An 18,058-nucleotide genomic window follows, 5' to 3' on the forward strand; every position below is an offset into this window, starting at 1 on the left:
AACATGGAACGAGTCCTCAAAGAAAAATTCGGTTTTGATGAATTCCGTCCTGGACAGAAGGAAGTGGTTGAATCATTGATGTCCGGCCGTCATACATTAGCGATGCTCCCAACCGGGTCAGGTAAATCATTATGTTATCAGCTGCCGGCTTATCTGGTAAATAAGACTGTCATAATTGTCTCCCCGTTATTATCTTTAATGCAGGATCAAGCGGATCAGCTGAAGATGAGCGGCGAAAAAAGTGTATTGACCCTCAACTCTTTTTTGACGCTTAATCAAAAAAGGAAAGCTTTCGATAGGTTACATAGTTATCGATTTATCTTTTTATCTCCTGAAATGCTGAGCATCGATGGTGTGATAAAATCCTTGAAATCCATAGAAATAGGTTTGTTCGTCATAGACGAAGCACACTGCATTTCACAATGGGGGTACGATTTCCGTCCGGATTATTTGAATTTAGGAGAAGTGAGGCGTGAACTGAATAATCCGTTGACGCTTGCCCTGACGGCAACTGCAACCGATGAGGTCCGGAGGGACATCGTTGTTAAACTTAACATTGGGCAGGCCGAGGAAATGGTCTCATCCGTTGATCGTGAGAATATTGCCATTATTATCGAGCGAATGTTCAGCTACGATGAGAAGCTAGCCCGTGTGCTGGAGCTTGTCAGGAAATTTACCGGAAGCGGAATTATTTATTTTTCCTCTAAAAAAGTGGCGGAATCAGTCGCTGGGTTTTTACAGGATAACGGGATCGATAGTGTCAATTATTATCACGGTGGAATGGAGCAGGAACAAAGGATGCTCATTCAGCAGCAATTCATTTCCGGCCAGCTGAAAATCATATGCGCAACAAGTGCTTTTGGAATGGGTGTGAATAAATCGGATGTCAGATATGTTATCCATTATCATATCCCGTCCACGATGGAAGCATATCTTCAGGAGATTGGCAGGGCGGGGCGAGACCGGAAACAAAGTGTGGCTGTCTTATTATATAGCGAAGGGGATGAAGGGCTTCCCCTTCATTTGATGGAGCAACAGTTGCCTACGGATTCGCAAATCGATGGTGTATGTTCTTTCCTTAATGAATCACAAAAGAATCTGGCTAGTTTGACCCCCTCAGAAAAAGAGCAGCTGTCGCAATCCTTTTCGTTGAACGAAATCCAGCTCCGTTTTTTTACCCAGTTTATTATGGGCAATAACCAGGATCAAGTGGCAGAGATGAAAGAGTATTGTCAAAAGAGGAAAACCAGTAATCAAGAAAAGCTGCATAAATTCCTTCACTGGATATATGCACAGAAATGTCGCCGTTCAGGGATACTGGACTATTTTGGAGAAAAGCATCGGGAAGCGAACCCCATCTGCTGTGATATCTGTGGGATGGATGCCGAAAAAATGGCTGATGTATGGCCGGAAGTAAAGGTGGATCCGGCTAATTCCTTTTCCACTTGGAAAAAGGAATTGGCTTATATCTTACTAAAGAAGGAAAATGGCAATGAAAAATAAGCAAGCTGAATTAATTAAACAACTTACAGATAGACAGTTGCTATATAATTTGTTTCTTACACAAATTATTCTCTTAACGTTAGCCATCTTTTTAGGTATTATTTTATTTAAAGACCGTTCTGCTTTTTTCGACTTATTTATCTTTGATGACCTGAACATTTTGCTGATTGGTGTTCCTGCGGGAGTCATTGTCGTGTTAATTGACATATTGCTTATGAAAGTGACACCATCTTCCTATCAGGATGATGGCGGTATTAACGAACGCATTTTCAGTAATTTGTCTTACCCGATGATTTTTGTCGTAGCTTTAGTGGTAGCGGTAAGTGAAGAAGTATTATTCCGGGGAGTGTTGCAAACACATTTTGGTTTGCTTCTTACTAGCCTCATTTTTGCAGCCGTTCATTATCGTTACCTTTTTAATTGGTTTTTATTTTTAAATGTATTGGTTTTGAGCTTCTTTATCGGGTTTCTATTTGAAATGACTAATAATATCATCGTGACGATTACGGCCCACTTTTTGATTGACTTTATCCTTGGTATTTTAATCAGGAACAAAAAGCAAAGAGGGTTTAGCAAGAAAGGGGGTGACTTGAATGAGCCGGGTGCAAAAGAATGAAAAAGAAAATGATCAGGCTGGTGAACTTCGTTCGCGAATTGAACGCCAGAAGGCTAAGTCATCATTGCCCAAACGGAGCAAAGTCCACCAGAATAAAAAGAAAAAAAGTAAAGTGAAGATTAAACTTCCAATGATACAATTATTAGCGTTATTTTTCATTTTGCTTCCAATTGGATTTTACAGCCTTTATACATATTTTCAGGATAGGCCTTTACCTGTTACTAAAAGTGACCAAGTCGTCTTAAAAGAGGAAGATATAGAATCGATTCCCACTACAGCAACGGCAGAGGATTTAAAGGAAAAAGAGTCGGCAAAGGCTGAAGCGGAGAAAGAAAAAGAAGAAGCTGAGGCTAAAGCCAAAGCGCAGCAGGAAGCTAAGGAAAAAGCCAAAGCGCAGCAGGAAGCTAAGGAAAAAGCCAAGGCACAGCAAGAAGCTGAGGAAAAGGCCAAAGCGCAGCGAGAAGCTGAGGCTAAAGCCAAAGCGCAGCAAGAAGCTGAGGAAAAGGCCAAAGCGCAGCAAGAAGCTGAGGAAAAGGCCAAAGCGCAGCAAGAAGCTGAGGAAAAGGCAAAGAAAGCAGCAGCAGAAAAGAAAAATGTACAAGCCGCTAAACCGGATAAAGAGGGATACAAAGTTGTCTTACATACTGTTCAAGGTGAAGAAACATTATTTCGAATTTCCATGAATTACTACAAATCACAGGAAGGGATTGCTCTGATCAGGGAGTGGAATGGGCTGAATGGCAATGAAATTTCCAAAGGTCAGGTATTGAAAATTCCAATCAAGAAATAATGATGGCACCTTTAGAAAAAATCAAGTTTTTAAATCCTTCTATTTCAAAACAAAAAAGACTTTAGGCAAAAGGAGTTCTACCTTAATGTTAAAACAAAGTTGATTGGGGCGGGTGTTCGAGACTCCTGCGGGGAAAGCGTGTCCAAGGGAGAACCCTCAGGCGCAATGGCGCCGAGGGCGGACGCCTGCGGAAAGCGAGTGCCTGAAGTGAAAATCAACATTCAAATTTTAAAAACCTAAAACGAGTTTGTCTCCAGTCTGACCCTGTCTTTATAGGCAGGGTATTTTTAATATTGTTCAACTTGGTTAAGTATGAAGGCCATCGTGACAGGTGCATTATCATTTTTTCCTCTACTCTTTCATATCATGATTTGAAAGAGCAGAGGAGGAAATGCGATGGAATCGACAATCATTTTACTGGATGAGAAAACGGATCAAGCAACAAAACAAATGCTGCAAAATGTCGTGGATCGGAAGAAAAAATTCGAGGCACTTAAAAAGAAGCACCTTCAAAGCTTATGGGCAACCATGATTGTTGCTGTCCTTTTTATGATTTATCTTTATTTTTATATCGTTGTACCTTATTCCTATTCCTTTTTCAGTATGTTTAGTGTTTTCGTCGACCATTTTAGCCATTTCCTTTTTTTGGCGGCAGCGATTGGTCTATATGGATATATGGTTTTAATTAAAAAAAAGCTAGATAAAGCTGAAAAGGAGTTTCAACTGCTACGCTGTGAAATCATTAATAAAAGTAAGCAATTGTGGGAAAAAGAGGAAGAGTGGAAAAATCGCCATAAGGTTTTTGAAATGATGAAGAAGAATTATGATATTAACTTATATCATGAAAATAAATGATGATCGCGTTAAATCATATTTAATTGCGGGTAATACCGTTTTATGGTTATATGAAAGTACGTTTGGATAAGGATGGAAAGAAGGTTTAACGATGATGTTATGGTTATCTGGATTATTTTTAATCATCATCCTGCTGTCATTTGCCATGATCTTTTACATGTGGCGTACGGCTATGCAAGATAGGGTGATTTCTCAAGACCTATATTTCAAAGACTTTCCTGAAGGCTTTGGCGATGTGCGGATTTTTTTTATATCCGATCTTCATCGGCGTATCGTTGCGGATAAATTGATTGAGGAAACACGTGACAAGGCAGATTTGGTGATAATCGGCGGTGACATTAGGGAAAGAGGGGTTCCCTTAGAACGAGTGGAAAAAAATATATTGAAATTAAAAGAACTTGCTCCCCTTTATTTTGTTTGGGGTAATAATGATTATGAAGGAGACTTCCATGAACTGGATGCGGCTCTTTTGAAACATGGGGTGAAGATCCTTGATAATACAGCTGTTTCTTTTGAGTCTCAGAATGGCAGCAAAATCGCTCTTCTGGGCATTGATGATATATCGGAAGAACGTGATAGGCTTGACCTTGCCCTGTCGGATTGCGGGAATGAAGATTTCCGGATTTTGGTGAGCCATAATCCATTGGTCAAGAAACAGTTGACTCCGGAACACCATATTAGTCTTGTCCTGTCAGGTCACACCCATGGCGGGCAGATTCGGATATTCGGATTCGGGCCCTATCAGATCGGAAGCGTTAAAAAAGAGGGGGACTGTATATATATGACGAGTAATGGCTATGGGACAAGCGCAGTGCCTTTAAGGCTTGAAGCTAAGCCTGAAACGCACCTCTTCACCCTGAAAAGGGGGACAGACACCGAAATAGGCGAAGCTGTGGAAAAAACCTATTAGGCTGCTTTTAAGCGAGCATACCGGGATTTTACAGACCTTGAAAAATCCACTATAATTTCATCAAATGATCGTACAATTATTGGAGGCCTTGTAAAACCATGCAAGAAGGTAAATATAATATAAAGGCAGTTTCAAAGCTGCTGGACATTCAGTCGGGAACCCTTAGGGCTTGGGAAAGGCGCTATAAATTTATCGAACCTGTAAGGAATGAATCGGGGCACCGGCTGTATACTGAAAAACATCTGCAAATCCTTAAGTGGCTCATTAATAAAACAAAGCAAGGTTTTACAATAAGCCAAGCCGTTTCACTTCTCGAAAGTACAGGCACCCTAGCGCCTGGAGTTCCTGAAACGAACCGTAAGGATGAACAAGCGATTAAGTTATCGGATGAATTAATCGAAGCTCTATTGAATTTCAATGAAAATAAAGCCCATATGCTGATAAGCCGAGCATTCAGTATGTATACAATCGAACAAACCATAGTGGATGTACTCGGTTCAATAATGGTTCAGATTGGGGATAAGTGGGAAAGGGGAGAAATTACTTCCGCTCATGAACACTTTTCGTCGAACATAATAAAATCCAGGATCAGTTCGGTTATGCATACAATTCCGACTAATGGTTTTCTTCCGAAAGCCCTTACCGTTTGCGCTCCCGGTGAAAAACATGAATTAGGACTATTGATCTTCACCATTTTTTTGAAGCGGAAAGGGTATGAAACCATTTATTTAGGAGAATCCATTGCTGATAAGGACCTTTTCACCGTTTTAAACATCATTAAGCCCTCTTACCTATTCATGTCATGTTCACTGAAAGAGAATCTTGGTGGAACATTTAAGCTGGTTGAAGCGTTAATAAAGGATTTTCCGGATTTGAAGGTGGGTCTTGGCGGTGCGGCTTTGAGCCTTATTTCTAAAGAAGACCGAACTGCCTTCAGCGGAGTCTTAATGGGGGACACGCAATCGAAATGGGAGGAGTGGCTTAAAGGTTAGTAACGGCCTTATTAGGAGAAATAATGGATATGCACTCTAAGACCAAGGCTTCATATGATGTATGAAGATGGTAACCAGGGGGCATTTTTTTATGAAGCTGGAACGATTAACTAATAATAAAATCAAGATTTTTTTGACCCTTGATGATTTAATTGATAGAGGCATAACGAAAGAAGATATTTTAGGGAATTCCTTAAAGGTCCACAAGCTATTTCAGGATATGGTCGAAGAAGCGTGCGAAGAACTCAGCTTTAAAATGAGTGGCTCCATTGCAATCGAAATTTTCTCCTTGCCTGCACAAGGGTTGATAATCATTGTGACAAAGGAAGAAGAGGAACTATTGGCAGACGAAGAGGAATTTTTGGATTTACAGGTGAAAATTGATGATTTCCCCCATATTCTTTATGTTTTCGATGACTTTGAAGATATCGTCCAATTATCTCATAGATTATCTTTTCAAGGTTTGCTTAAAAGTACCCTTTATCATTTTGAGGGTAGATACTATTTACTTATCGAAAATGTTAAAGACACGACATATGACACGGTCATATCTCTAGCGGCTGAGTATGGTCATGCATCTACATTGACACTCAGCCGCATCAATGAATATGGAACATGTATAATCGAAAATGAAGCGATACATGTTTTGCTCAAACATTTTAGCTGATGTAAAACAAAGAAGACAAGGCAGCCGCATTTCGGTAAAAAAATGCGGTTTGCCTTTTTTTATGTCAACTTTCGGCCGAACAAGATATACGGTAAAAGAGTAAGAAAGCAGTTGATATGATAACGTTTTCATTTTTAGAATATTTCCAACTTTTAATTTCCCGTTTTTACTCTTGCATAAATGTAACGAAGGTGTATACTAGCCATGAAGAGGACTATTTGTACATTATAATATTATATATGGATGAGATATTCTAGGAGGTACTTTTAATGGAATCGGCAAAAGGCAATAGCCATGTAAATGAAGAAGAAAAACACGACGTACTGAGGTCAACCCAAACTGTAATACATAAAGCTTTGGATAAGCTGGGTTACCCGGAAGAAGTTTTTGAGCTGTTGAAGGAACCTTTGCGTTTATTGACGGTGAAGATACCGGTACGCATGGATGATGGATCGGTTAAAATTTTCACGGGTTACCGTGCGCAGCATAACGATGCTGTTGGGCCTACAAAAGGCGGTATCCGTTTTCACCCTAATGTAACGGAACGTGAAGTGAAGGCATTATCCATTTGGATGAGTTTGAAATGCGGCATCGTAGATTTGCCATACGGCGGGGGTAAAGGCGGTATCGTTTGTGATCCTCGTAATATGTCATTCCGTGAGCTTGAAAGACTGAGCCGGGGCTACGTTCGCGCAATTAGCCAAATCGTGGGGCCGACTAAGGATATCCCGGCACCTGATGTATTTACAAATTCCCAAATCATGGCTTGGATGATGGATGAATACAGCCGTATGGATGAATTCAACTCGCCAGGATTCATTACGGGTAAGCCGCTAGTGCTTGGTGGTTCTCATGGCCGTGAATCAGCCACTGCTAAGGGTGTAACGATCTGTATCAATGAAGCTGCCAAAAAACGCGGCATCGATATTAAAGGGGCACGGGTCGTCATTCAAGGTTTTGGTAACGCAGGTAGTTTCTTAGCTAAGTTCATGCATGACGCAGGTGCTAAAGTCATTGGTATTTCAGATGCATATGGTGCACTCCATGATCCGGAGGGATTGGATATCGATTATCTTCTCGATCGGAGAGATAGTTTCGGAACCGTAACGAAATTGTTTAAAAGCACAATTTCAAATAAAGAACTGCTTGAATTGGAATGTGATATTTTAGTTCCGGCTGCAATCGAAAACCAAATCACTGAAGAAAATGCTGCGGATATCAAAGCATCGATCGTTGTCGAGGCAGCTAACGGACCTACAACAATTGAAGCGACACAAATCCTGACGGATCGCGGAATCCTTCTTGTTCCTGATGTGCTTGCTTCTGCTGGCGGTGTAACTGTTTCTTACTTCGAATGGGTACAAAATAATCAAGGGTATTACTGGTCTGAAGAAGAAGTGGACGAAAAGCTGGAAAAAATCCTTGTGAAATCTTTTAATAACATTTATGAACTTGCTCAATCAAGACGCGTTGATATGCGCCTAGCGGCTTATATGATCGGCGTTAGAAAAATGGCTGAAGCTTCTCGCTTCCGTGGTTGGATCTAAAAGGATTCAAATCGGTTTTAATATATAGTTAACATCATGTTCATTGCTTTATCATTGAAATGAATTGTAAAAACTCCTATCATGTATTGATAGGAGTTTTTATTTTTAGACGAACGTATCACATAGTGGATGGAAAGGCAGTGGAGTATAAAGATGAATGTTGAAGAAGTCATTATCATAGGTGGGGGCCCGTGTGGATTGGCTGCTGCGATCGCTCTTAAAGAAGTGGGAATACAGTCCCTGATCATTGAAAAAGGAAATGTGGTTGATTCCATTTACCGTTATCCGACACATCAAACATTTTTTAGTTCGAGTGAAAAACTGGAAATTGGTGATGTCGCTTTTATAATCGAAAACCGTAAACCGGTCCGCAATCAGGCGCTAGCCTATTATAGGGAGGTAGTCAGAAGGAAAGAATTGCGGGTCAATACATTCGAAAAAGTGGAAAAAGTGGAAAAAAGAGAAGATGGCAAGTTTTTAGTAAAGACATCGAAAGGGGACTATACAGCTCTGCATGTGATCATATCGACCGGATACTATGACCATCCTAACTATATGTGCATACCGGGCGAACAGCTCCCTAAAGTATTTCATTACTTCAAGGAGGGCCATCCCTACTATAATTGTGATGTTGCAGTCATCGGTGGCAAAAACTCAAGTGTGGATGCAGCTTTGGAATTGGTCAAATCAGGAGCAAGGGTATCAGTCCTTTATAGAGGATCGGATTACTCTCCAAGTATCAAACCTTGGATTCTTCCGGAATTCGAATCATTAGTCCGCAATGGAACGATCAAGATGGAATTTAATGCGAATGTCGATAGGATAACGGAAGACAGCGTGATTTATCATGTAGGTGATGAGGAAAAAGTCATTAAAAATGATTTTGTATTTGCAATGACTGGTTACCATCCTGACCATTCCTTTTTAGCTGCAATGGGCATAACTATTGATAAGGAGACTGGAAGGCCTGCATATAACGAGGAAACGATGGAAACGAATGTTAAAGGTCTTTATATTGCAGGAGTTCTGGCAGCCGGAAATAATGCGAACGAAATCTTCATCGAGAACGGCAGGTTTCATGGTGGATTGATTGCCTATCATTTGGCCGTTAAAGAAAAGTGAATGATATAAATGAGGAGCTGTGACCGTATGGAAAAAATTTCATTAATAACGACTGGTGGGACTATTGCCAGTAAAGAAACTGCGAATGGGATGTTGGCATCTGGTGCATTGACAGGCCATGAGTTGGCATCTCTTTGCGAATTGCCCAGCGATATCAAAGTTAAAGTGGTTGATCTTTTCCAGATTTCAAGCATGTCCATGTCCTTTGAGAAAATGCAGCAGCTTAAATCAGCCATACAAAAGGAATTGGAGGATCCTGAAGTTACGGGGATCGTCGTGACACACGGTACAGATACACTTGAAGAAACGGCATATTTCCTTGATGTCACGAGTAATGACCAACGTCCAATCGTATTAACCGGCTCCCAACGTTCTCCTCAAGAAGTGGGCACCGATGTATATTCCAATCTAAGGAATTCGATATTATGCGCTGCAAGTGATCTTATTAGGGATGTTGGGGTAGTGGTCATTTTTAATGAGCGGATCTATTCAGCAAAGTATGTCAAAAAAGTTCATGCTTCCAATTTACAGGGATTCGAATCTTTTGGCTATGGATATTTGGGGATAATTGATAATGATGTCGTGAGCATCTATCAAAAACCTTTACATAGGGAGTGTTTTGATATTCAGAATCGCATCCCAAGGGTCGATATCATCAAGTGCCATACAGGAGCTGACGGCCTCTTTATTGATGCTGCGGTTGCAAACGGTGCGAAAGGCATCGTGCTCGAGGGTGTAGGAAGGGGACAAGTCACCCCTGTAATGGTAACCTCCATACAAGCTGCAATCGATAAAGGAATCACGATCATCATGACTACAAGTGCAGAAGAAGGAAAAGTGTACCCAGCTTATGATTATGAAGGCAGCGCATTTGATCTAAAACAACGCGGTGTGATTTTAGGCGCTGATTATGACAGCAAGAAGGCACGAATCAAGTTAGCTGTCATGCTGGCAAGCGAAAACCCTATAGATGAGACCTTCTTTAAGTACTGAAGGATTAAATAAAATATGGAAGAGTTGATTCTTGGATTCAGTTTTTCTTCATTCCATGGTACGATTAAGGAAACGAAGATGAAAAGAGGGTCAGCTAATGCTGGTCATGTTGTCAGCGGCTATTGCGCCAGGATTGGCGCTACTGAGCTATTTCTATTTGAAAGATCAATATGAGACCGAACCGATATCGGTTGTGGTCAAAACATTTATATTCGGTGTTTTTCTTGTATTGCCGATTATGTTCATACAGTATGTGCTCGAAACCGAACATATCTTGAATACGGATTTAGCAAATGCTTTTTTATGGGCTGCACTGCTTGAGGAATTCTTCAAGTGGTTCATACTCATTTACGTTATTTATCAGCATGTGGCATTCGATGAGCCATATGATGGGATTGTTTACGGAGCTGCAGTCTCCCTTGGATTCGCCACAATGGAGAATATTTTGTACCTGCTGGCCAACGGGGTGGAACACGCTTTTCTCAGGGCGGTTCTCCCAGTATCCAGTCACGCTTTGTTCGGTGTGATCATGGGATATTATTTGGGCAAGGCGAAATTTTCGGCTTCGAATAATAGGGTCTATTTATTATTGGCATTGATCATACCAATTTCGTTACATGGGGTTTACGATTATATTTTGGTTTCCCAAAAATTTTGGGTGTACTTTATTATGCCATTCATGATTTATCTATGGTGGTTAGGCATGAAAAAAGTAAAGAAAGCACGTTTGTTGTCTGACTTTCACGCAGAAAAACTATCACAGAATCACTACCTTAGCAAATGACGAATACTATCAAAAAACGGAGTGCTGGCATATTTTGCCCGCTCCGTTTTTTTTATGTTTGGAATAAAAAAGCCAGTAAAGAAGAAAATAGAATTACATTAATTCAAGAAAAAGAGGAGTGTTTTTGATGAAAGGAATTTCGTCAAAATGGAAATGGCTTTTGCTGTTTTCGTGTATAACTATATGTTTCGGAATTTACCCGGAAACAAGAACAAATGCCTTTTCGAGCCAAATCATTCAAAAAGGTGCGGTTGGAGATGATGTAATTGAACTGCAGGCACGCCTGCAAAACATCGGTTACTATAAGGGAAAGATTGATGGAGCCTATGGATGGGGCACTTATTGGGCACTTCGAAACTTTCAACAAGATTTCGGGCTGCCAATCGATGGTTTAGCAGGGACTACAACAAAACAGAAGTTAGCGAATGCGTCCAATTTCAATAAAGCATGGATTCATGAGCAAATCAATAAAGGAAACGAGTTCACCTATTTTGGGGGAGTTCCCATTGAAAAACAGGTAAAAGCGAAAGGGAATGGAACTGGAGGGACCGCTACCGGAAAGGCCCCTTCCAAACCAACGACATCTGCCAATCTTCCAGGTGGTTATTCTCAAAACGATATACAGCTGATGGCCAATGCCGTTTATGGAGAGGCGCGAGGGGAGCCATATACAGGTCAGGTTGCCGTTGCAGCTGTAATCCTGAATAGGGTGGAAAGTGCTGCATTTCCTAATACCATTTCGGGAGTGATTTTTGAACCTGGGGCGTTTACGGCTGTTGCGGATGGACAGATTTGGCTTACACCGAACGAAAGGGCGAAGGAAGCCGTGGTGGATGCTATCAATGGGTGGGATCCAAGCGGTAATGCAGAATATTACTTTAATCCCGATACGGCAACAAGTAAATGGATCTGGTCAAGGGAACAAATTAAAAGAATCGGAAAACATATCTTTTGTAAGTAAAGAGGTGAAGGAAAATGATCAGGAATATAGTGATTGCCCTGCTTGTTGTAGTTGTTGCGGGAACTGCATTCTGGGGTTATCAAGAACATAAGGAAAAAAATGCTGTATTAATCAACGCGGAAAATACGTATCAGCGTGCCTTTCATGATTTAAGCTATCAAGTGGATTTATTGCACGATAAGGTCGGCAGTACTTTGGCCATGAATTCACGTTATTCATTAAGTCCGGCGTTAACAGATGTTTGGCGTATCACTTCCGAAGCCCAGAGTGATGTCGGGCAGTTGCCATTGACCTTGCTTCCTTTTAACAAGACAGAGGAATTTTTATCGAAAATTGCGGACTTCAGTTATAAAACGGCGGTACGGGACCTTGAAAAAGAACCATTGGATGATAAGGAATATGCGACACTGCAATCCTTGTACACACAGGCAGGAGACATCCAGGGCGAGTTAAGGAAAGTGCAGTATCTAGTCCTTAAAAACAATTTAAGATGGATGGATGTCGAGATGGCTCTTGCATCAGGGAAAGAAAATTCGGATAACACGATCATTGACGGATTAAAGACGGTAGAGAAAAAAGTATCTGGGTACGGGGAAACAAATGAGATGAACCCGACTTTTACTTCTGCACAACAGAGGGATGAAAACTTCAAAAATTTGCAAGGTGAAACCATTACGAAAGAAGAAGCAATCGCGACAGCAAAAAACTATGCACACTCAAAAAGCAAAAATTTGAAGGTGAATGTGGAAGAAAACGGAAAAGGTTCCGATTATGGATTTTATAGTGTGAGCATCCTCGATAAAGATTCAGATACTGAATTGAATATGGATTTGACAAAAAAAGGCGGTTACCCTATTTGGTATATCAATAATAGAGATGTGAACAAAACAAATATTGATTTGAATCAAGCCCATACAAAAGCCGAAGCTTTTTTAAAGGAACATGATTTCAGTTCACTTGAATTATTTGAAAGTGCTCAATACGATAATATCGCATTATTGAATTTCGTAACATCAGAAAATGGAGTCAGGATTTACCCAGATTCAGTCAAGGTCAAAATCGCATTGGATGATGGATCCGTTATAGGTTTTTCAGCTGATGAGTATTTAAAATCACATAAAACCAGGGAAGTAGGGAATCCGAACATATCCGAGAAAGAAGCAAAGGACAAAATCAACAGCAACGTAAAAATAATGGAAGAAGGAAAGGCGTTAATCACCAATGATATTGGTGAAGAAGTTCTTTGTTATGAATTTCTCGGTACGATTAAAGACGATACCTACCGTATTTTCATTAATGCAGATACCGGTCAAGAAGAAAAGGTGGAAAAATTAAAGAATTCCGAACCGGTATATGAGAATTTAATTTAAAACAATCGCCAATCATAAGTTGTGGGGAAATGTGCTTAGTCACTTTCCCTTTTTCTTATGACATAATAACTTCATGATTATTGGATTATATGGGGAATTCCGTAGGGGTATTATGTGTATTCCTCCTATCGAAAAGGACGTGGACGACGATGTTTAAAATTGGTGATATATCAATGCTCGAACCGAAATACATACCACAGAAGGAAAAGTTTAAATGAATGTTTGTAGAAATGGGAACGGGTTGTTTCTATACGGACTTTCCCATCGATGTAGAGACTGGAAAAATTGCATTGCTTATGGATGGGACACAGTTCAATGTCACATTTTCCAATGAAAAGCAGGCTGTTTATGCATTCGAGTCTGAAGTGCCTGGAAAAGTGAAAGGTAGAATACCCATGATGCAACTATTGCTGCCCGAAGCAGAAACGTTTGTTAAAATCCAGTGGAGGCAAACTCGTACGCCTGGATGTAACCTTGGATACGGCGATTTATCCAGAACATTCCGAGTTTACCCCTTTTCGCACATTAACGGAGGATATCAGCGCTGGGCGGTGCTTCCATAAGGCTTTTAATAGGCACTGCAATTCAATCGTTTTCGCAATTATATCTGTGGATGCCGCTTACGTTGAAATCAGGTGAGTTTCATTATTTAAGGTTAAAAAGCAAAGTCATTCGCGTAACGGAAAAGAGCATGGAAATATGCTGCTGCACGTCCAATTTCTTGAACCTTCAAAAAATGATATTCAGACATTAATGAGGTTTATATTTGAAAAGCGGGTGGATTTAAAGAAAAAAGGTTTGCATGTTTAACTTGATTGAATGAAAAACAGCGATTCCATCCATACTGCTAATATAAACGGATGGAGGGTGCGGCGGCTTATATGAAAACATTTGAAAGACTATTAATTAAAGTGATCATCATCCAATTGGCCTGCTTATTTTTTTTCCAATTCCTTTTGAGCAGGGAGGATCAAATCTTTGATTTGACCAAGCTCTCGAGGTATGAAGGTGTCACCAGCAATAATTATACGAAAATCATTGAAACATTCAATGGGCCCCATAAGTAAAAGCGGAGATACCCGCTTTTTTTTGTAAGAAGATATTCAGTAAAAGGATAACTTTTGATGGCTGTTGGGATCAAAAAAAGAACAAAGGTGATTTTAAACGTACACATCCCTTTTATTAATGATTTTCCCGCTAGTTGTGATAAAATGAAAAGGTACTAAATAATCAGCATGATTGTAGGATTCTTGGGAGGATTTATGAAAAAAAAATTATCAGTCGCAATCGATGGACCAGCTGCTGCTGGAAAAAGCACGGTTGCTAAAATTGTTGCAGAAAAGTTCAATTACATATATGTGGATACAGGGGCAATGTATAGGGCCATTACCTATAAGGCCCTTAATCAAAAGATACTTCTTGGTGATGAACAAGCATTATCAGAAGTTCTCATCAATACGGAAATCGAATTAAGACCAAGTGAAAATGGGCAGTTGGTTTTCTTGGATAACGAGGACGTGACAGCCCAAATCAGGAACAATGAAGTGACTGGTTCCGTTTCGGAAGTGGCCAAGCACCGGAGCATCCGGGAGGAATTGGTTCGCAGGCAGCAAATCTTAGGTGAAAATGGCGGTGTCGTCATGGATGGCAGGGACATCGGTACGCATGTGTTACCAAACGCCGAAGTAAAGGTATTTCTAATCGCTTCTGTGGATGAAAGGGCACAGCGGAGGCATCAGGAAAATATATTGAAAGGTTTTCCATCAGATATCGAAAAATTAAGGGAAGAAATCGCAACAAGGGACAAGCTGGACTCCGAACGCGAGGTATCGCCATTGAAAAAGGCAGCGGATGCTATCGAAATCGATACGACCTCATTATCGATTCAGGAAGTTGCAGAAAGTATCATGTCTTTAATAGAAGAGAGGAAAAGATGACATTGGATTTTTACACATTTGCCAAGAACATCGTAAAAGGCGTTTTAACGCCTTCGTTTAGGGTTAAAGCACTCGGAAAGGAACATATCCCTAAAGAGGGCGGGGTATTGATCTGTGCCAATCACATTGATAATTTGGATCCGCCAGTAGTTGGCATGACGTCTCCAAGGGATATTCATTTCATGGCGAAAGAAGAGTTGTTTCATGCACCTGTTTTAAAGGGTATATTACCAAGAGTAAATGCATTTCCCGTGAAACGCGGCAATAGCGATCGGGAATCCCTTAGGAAAGGCTTAAAGCTTTTGAAGGAGGGCAAGGCGATTGGTCTGTTTCCCGAGGGAACCAGAAGCAAGACTGGTCAATTGGGAGAAGGTTTGGCGGGGGCCGGATTTTTTGCGTTGCGGTCTGATGCCGTTATCATACCGTGTGCAATCATCGGCCCATATAAATTTTTACGTCCATTGAAGGTCGTTTACGGTCCTCCAATAAATTTTACCGAATATCGTGAACAGAAAATATCAGCCGATGAAGCCACCAAGATCATCATGGAGCATATTGGGAAATTGATTTCCGAGCATAAATAGTCCTTCATACTTGACAATTTTCTGATTTTGTTAGAATTTATAAAATAAGGGTATTGTTCCTTATTGCCGATGAAAAGGAATTATAACTTTATTACTCTAAAAAAAACTGTTTTTATCTTTATTAGGAAAGTGTTTTTATTGAACCACTTTAAATAAAATATGTGGCCGATGAAGAGGAAATTTGCTGATCAGTCATGGGTTAAGGAGGAGTTAGTAATGACAGAAGATATGAACCAAGTAGAAGTGAACAATTACAAAGTTGGGGATCAAGTTAAAGCAACCGTTTCAAAGGTAGAAGAAAAACAGGTCATTGTCGATGTGGAAAACAGCAAGACTGATGGAATCATACCTATCAGTGAGCTTTCAAGCCTGCATGTCGAAAAGGCGTCAGATGCCGTTTCGGAAGGTGATGCATTGGAGCTGGAAGTCATTAAAGTCGAAGAAGAAGCTCTCATTCTATCAAAACGTAAAATTGACGCTCTTAAGGCATGGGATGACCTGGAATTGAAATTTGAAAATGGAGACGTATTTGAGGCTGAAGTTAAAGATGTCGTCAAAGGCGGGCTTGTCGTAGATCTAGGCGTACGTGGTTTTGTTCCAGCTTCTCTAGTAGAAGACTATTTCGTTGAAGACTTTTCTGATTACAAAAACAAAACTTTAACATTCAAGATCGTTGAACTTGAGAAAGACAAAAATCGCTTAATCCTCTCACATCGGGCAGTGGTCCAGGACCAAAAGGAAAAGCAAAAAGCAAACGTCTTGGATAAGATTGAAAGCGGGCAAGTGCTTGAGGGTGTGGTCCAAAGGATTACCGATTTTGGTGCGTTCGTGGATATTGGTGGCGTAGACGGCCTTGTCCACATTTCCCAGCTTTCCCATCAGCATGTCGACAAGGCATCCGATGTCGTGTCCGAAGGGGATAAGGTGCAGGTGAAAGTGCTATCCATCGATCGTGATAATGAAAGGATTTCACTTTCCATCAAGGATACCCTTCCTGGACCTTGGGCAGGAATAGCAGAAAAAGCTGCCAAAGGCTCTACACTGGAAGGTATCGTCAAACGCCTTGTTTCTTTTGGTGCATTCGTGGAAATTTTTCCAGGCGTAGAAGGGCTTGTCCATATATCACAAATTTCACACAAGCATATTGCCACACCGCAAGAAGTACTTAAAGAAGGCCAGTCTGTCGAAGTGAAAGTGCTGGAAGTCAATGAAACGGATCAGCGTTTATCATTGAGCATAAAGGAACTTGAAGAACCCCAATCCAATTACAACACATCAGATTATGAGATGCCTGAAGAATCGAAGGGTTTTCAGTTAGGTGAAATGATCGGTGATCAATTGAAAAAACTAAAATAAGATAATAATGGTGATGGCCTTGGAGAGAAAACAACGAAAATTAGATCATATAGAATTTGCGCTTAAGACAGGACAGCAGCATCAAACCGGACTGGAAGATATTTCGTTTATTCACCAAAGCTTACCAGGTATTTCCTTGAATAATGTAAACCTCACAGCAGAAGTTGGCGAACTTGAATTAAGTTCGCCAATTTTTATAAATGCCATGACCGGAGGCGGAGGCCCTGAAACGGAAAAATTGAATGGTGACCTAGCCATTGCTGCAAGGGAAACGGGAATCGCCATGGCGGTAGGATCGCAAATGGCAGCCATCAAGGATCCTAGCCAGCAAGCTTCTTTCAAAGTTGTAAGGAAGGAAAATCCTGATGGTGTGTTGATTGGTAATCTCGGTGGTGAAGCAACAGTCGAACAGGCTAAGCGGGCAAGCGAAATGATCGGGGCCGATGCCCTTCAAATACATATTAACGTCATCCAAGAATTGACGATGCCTGAAGGGGACAGGGATTTTGCGGGTACCCTTTCGAGAATAGAAAAAATCAATAAAACGATCGGAATTCCTGTCATCGTAAAAGAAGTTGGATTTGGGATGAGTATGGAAACGGTGCGGCAATTACATTCCGTAGGTGTTTCAATCATTGATGTAGGCGGGTTTGGCGGAACGAATTTTGCTAAAATCGAGAATGAAAGACGAGCAAAAATACTCGGATATTTTAATGAATGGGGCATACCGACAGCCGCTTCGATTGTCGAAGCAGTGAATGTTTCACCGCAGCTTTCAGTCATTGGGTCGGGTGGCATTCAAAGCCCTTTGGAAATTACAAAAAGCCTGGCGCTAGGAGCGAAAGGTGTCGGATTGGCTGGACATTTCCTCAAGCTCTATAAAGAGTTGGGCTTGGAGCATTTAATTAAAGAAATACATTACATACATGAAGATTTAAAGGTCATCATGACAGCACTCGGATGCGGTAATATCTCAGAGCTAAGAAAATCGAAATTAGTCATCAAAGGAAATACCTATCATTGGTTATCTCAAAGAGGCATTGATTGTTCCGCGTATGCTAAATGAATGAC

Annotated in this window: 19 protein-coding genes; all 19 read left to right on the plus strand. The window is 40.8% G+C overall.

The features are described 5' to 3' along the window. Positions 1-3 precede the first annotated feature (3 nt). Positions 4-1,503, plus strand: coding sequence for a RecQ family ATP-dependent DNA helicase (locus ACFX4H_RS02315; protein WP_283866033.1), 1,500 nt, complete (start codon positions 4-6; stop codon positions 1,501-1,503). Next, a complete protein-coding gene (locus ACFX4H_RS02320) occupies positions 1,493-2,119 on the plus strand; it encodes a CPBP family intramembrane glutamic endopeptidase (protein WP_241634463.1) in 627 nt (208 codons plus the stop codon). Before ACFX4H_RS02315 ends, ACFX4H_RS02320 begins: the two co-directional genes overlap by 11 nt. Then, positions 2,097-2,909, plus strand: coding sequence for a LysM peptidoglycan-binding domain-containing protein (locus ACFX4H_RS02325; RefSeq protein WP_377433746.1), 813 nt, complete (start codon positions 2,097-2,099; stop codon positions 2,907-2,909). Before ACFX4H_RS02320 ends, ACFX4H_RS02325 begins: the two co-directional genes overlap by 23 nt. Before the next feature lie 396 nt (positions 2,910-3,305). Continuing rightward, a complete protein-coding gene (locus tag ACFX4H_RS02330) occupies positions 3,306-3,764 on the plus strand; it encodes a YpbF family protein (protein WP_034308074.1) in 459 nt (152 codons plus the stop codon). A gap of 94 nt (positions 3,765-3,858) precedes the next feature. Beyond that, complete coding sequence (locus ACFX4H_RS02335) at positions 3,859-4,674, plus strand: metallophosphoesterase (protein WP_063592512.1); 816 nt, start codon at positions 3,859-3,861, stop codon at positions 4,672-4,674. A gap of 98 nt (positions 4,675-4,772) precedes the next feature. Continuing rightward, positions 4,773-5,666, plus strand: a complete 894-nt coding sequence (locus ACFX4H_RS02340; RefSeq protein WP_377433749.1) for a MerR family transcriptional regulator — start codon at positions 4,773-4,775, stop codon at positions 5,664-5,666. Positions 5,667-5,757: 91 nt separating this feature from the next. Continuing rightward, on the plus strand, positions 5,758-6,333 hold the full coding sequence (locus ACFX4H_RS02345; protein WP_034308068.1) for a genetic competence negative regulator: 576 nt from the start codon (positions 5,758-5,760) through the stop codon (positions 6,331-6,333). Between the two features lie 269 nt (positions 6,334-6,602). Beyond that, positions 6,603-7,880, plus strand: a complete 1,278-nt coding sequence (locus tag ACFX4H_RS02350) for a Glu/Leu/Phe/Val family dehydrogenase (RefSeq protein ID WP_048681753.1) — start codon at positions 6,603-6,605, stop codon at positions 7,878-7,880. Positions 7,881-8,033: 153 nt separating this feature from the next. Continuing rightward, the gene (locus ACFX4H_RS02355) at positions 8,034-9,002 is read left to right on the plus strand and encodes a YpdA family putative bacillithiol disulfide reductase (RefSeq protein WP_034308062.1); all 969 of its coding nucleotides are present in this window, start codon (positions 8,034-8,036) and stop codon (positions 9,000-9,002) included. A gap of 27 nt (positions 9,003-9,029) precedes the next feature. Then, the gene (locus ACFX4H_RS02360; RefSeq protein ID WP_377433751.1) at positions 9,030-9,995 is read left to right on the plus strand and encodes an asparaginase; all 966 of its coding nucleotides are present in this window, start codon (positions 9,030-9,032) and stop codon (positions 9,993-9,995) included. 97 nt (positions 9,996-10,092) lie between these two features. Then, positions 10,093-10,779 carry a glutamic-type intramembrane protease PrsW gene (prsW, locus tag ACFX4H_RS02365; RefSeq protein ID WP_034308057.1) on the plus strand — a complete coding sequence of 229 codons (687 nt, stop codon included), beginning with the start codon at positions 10,093-10,095 and terminating at the stop codon, positions 10,777-10,779. A gap of 136 nt (positions 10,780-10,915) precedes the next feature. Beyond that, positions 10,916-11,740 (plus strand): spore cortex-lytic enzyme, encoded by an 825-nt coding sequence (gene sleB, locus ACFX4H_RS02370; protein ID WP_377307351.1) that lies wholly within the window; start codon positions 10,916-10,918, stop codon positions 11,738-11,740. 14 nt (positions 11,741-11,754) lie between these two features. Then, a complete protein-coding gene (gene ypeB / locus ACFX4H_RS02375) occupies positions 11,755-13,110 on the plus strand; it encodes a germination protein YpeB (protein ID WP_249597617.1) in 1,356 nt (451 codons plus the stop codon). Positions 13,111-13,328: 218 nt separating this feature from the next. Continuing rightward, positions 13,329-13,673 (plus strand): flagellar brake protein, encoded by a 345-nt coding sequence (locus ACFX4H_RS02380; RefSeq protein ID WP_377433754.1) that lies wholly within the window; start codon positions 13,329-13,331, stop codon positions 13,671-13,673. Between the two features lie 318 nt (positions 13,674-13,991). Next, positions 13,992-14,177 (plus strand): YpfB family protein, encoded by a 186-nt coding sequence (locus tag ACFX4H_RS02385; protein WP_034308049.1) that lies wholly within the window; start codon positions 13,992-13,994, stop codon positions 14,175-14,177. 195 nt (positions 14,178-14,372) lie between these two features. Next, complete coding sequence (gene cmk / locus ACFX4H_RS02390; RefSeq protein ID WP_034308047.1) at positions 14,373-15,047, plus strand: (d)CMP kinase; 675 nt, start codon at positions 14,373-14,375, stop codon at positions 15,045-15,047. Further along, on the plus strand, positions 15,044-15,631 hold the full coding sequence (locus ACFX4H_RS02395; RefSeq protein ID WP_170956575.1) for a lysophospholipid acyltransferase family protein: 588 nt from the start codon (positions 15,044-15,046) through the stop codon (positions 15,629-15,631). Before cmk ends, ACFX4H_RS02395 begins: the two co-directional genes overlap by 4 nt. A gap of 216 nt (positions 15,632-15,847) precedes the next feature. Further along, positions 15,848-16,987 (plus strand): 30S ribosomal protein S1, encoded by a 1,140-nt coding sequence (gene rpsA, locus ACFX4H_RS02400; protein ID WP_053535602.1) that lies wholly within the window; start codon positions 15,848-15,850, stop codon positions 16,985-16,987. A 19-nt stretch (positions 16,988-17,006) separates the two neighbouring features. Then, entirely contained in the window at positions 17,007-18,053 is a 1,047-nt protein-coding gene (fni, locus tag ACFX4H_RS02405) for a type 2 isopentenyl-diphosphate Delta-isomerase (RefSeq protein ID WP_106026973.1), read from the plus strand. Positions 18,054-18,058 lie beyond the last annotated feature (5 nt).

The sequence above is a fragment of the Peribacillus sp. YIM B13477 genome (assembly GCF_042787955.1).
In the GTDB taxonomy this organism is placed as follows: domain Bacteria; phylum Bacillota; class Bacilli; order Bacillales; family DSM-1321; genus Peribacillus; species Peribacillus frigoritolerans.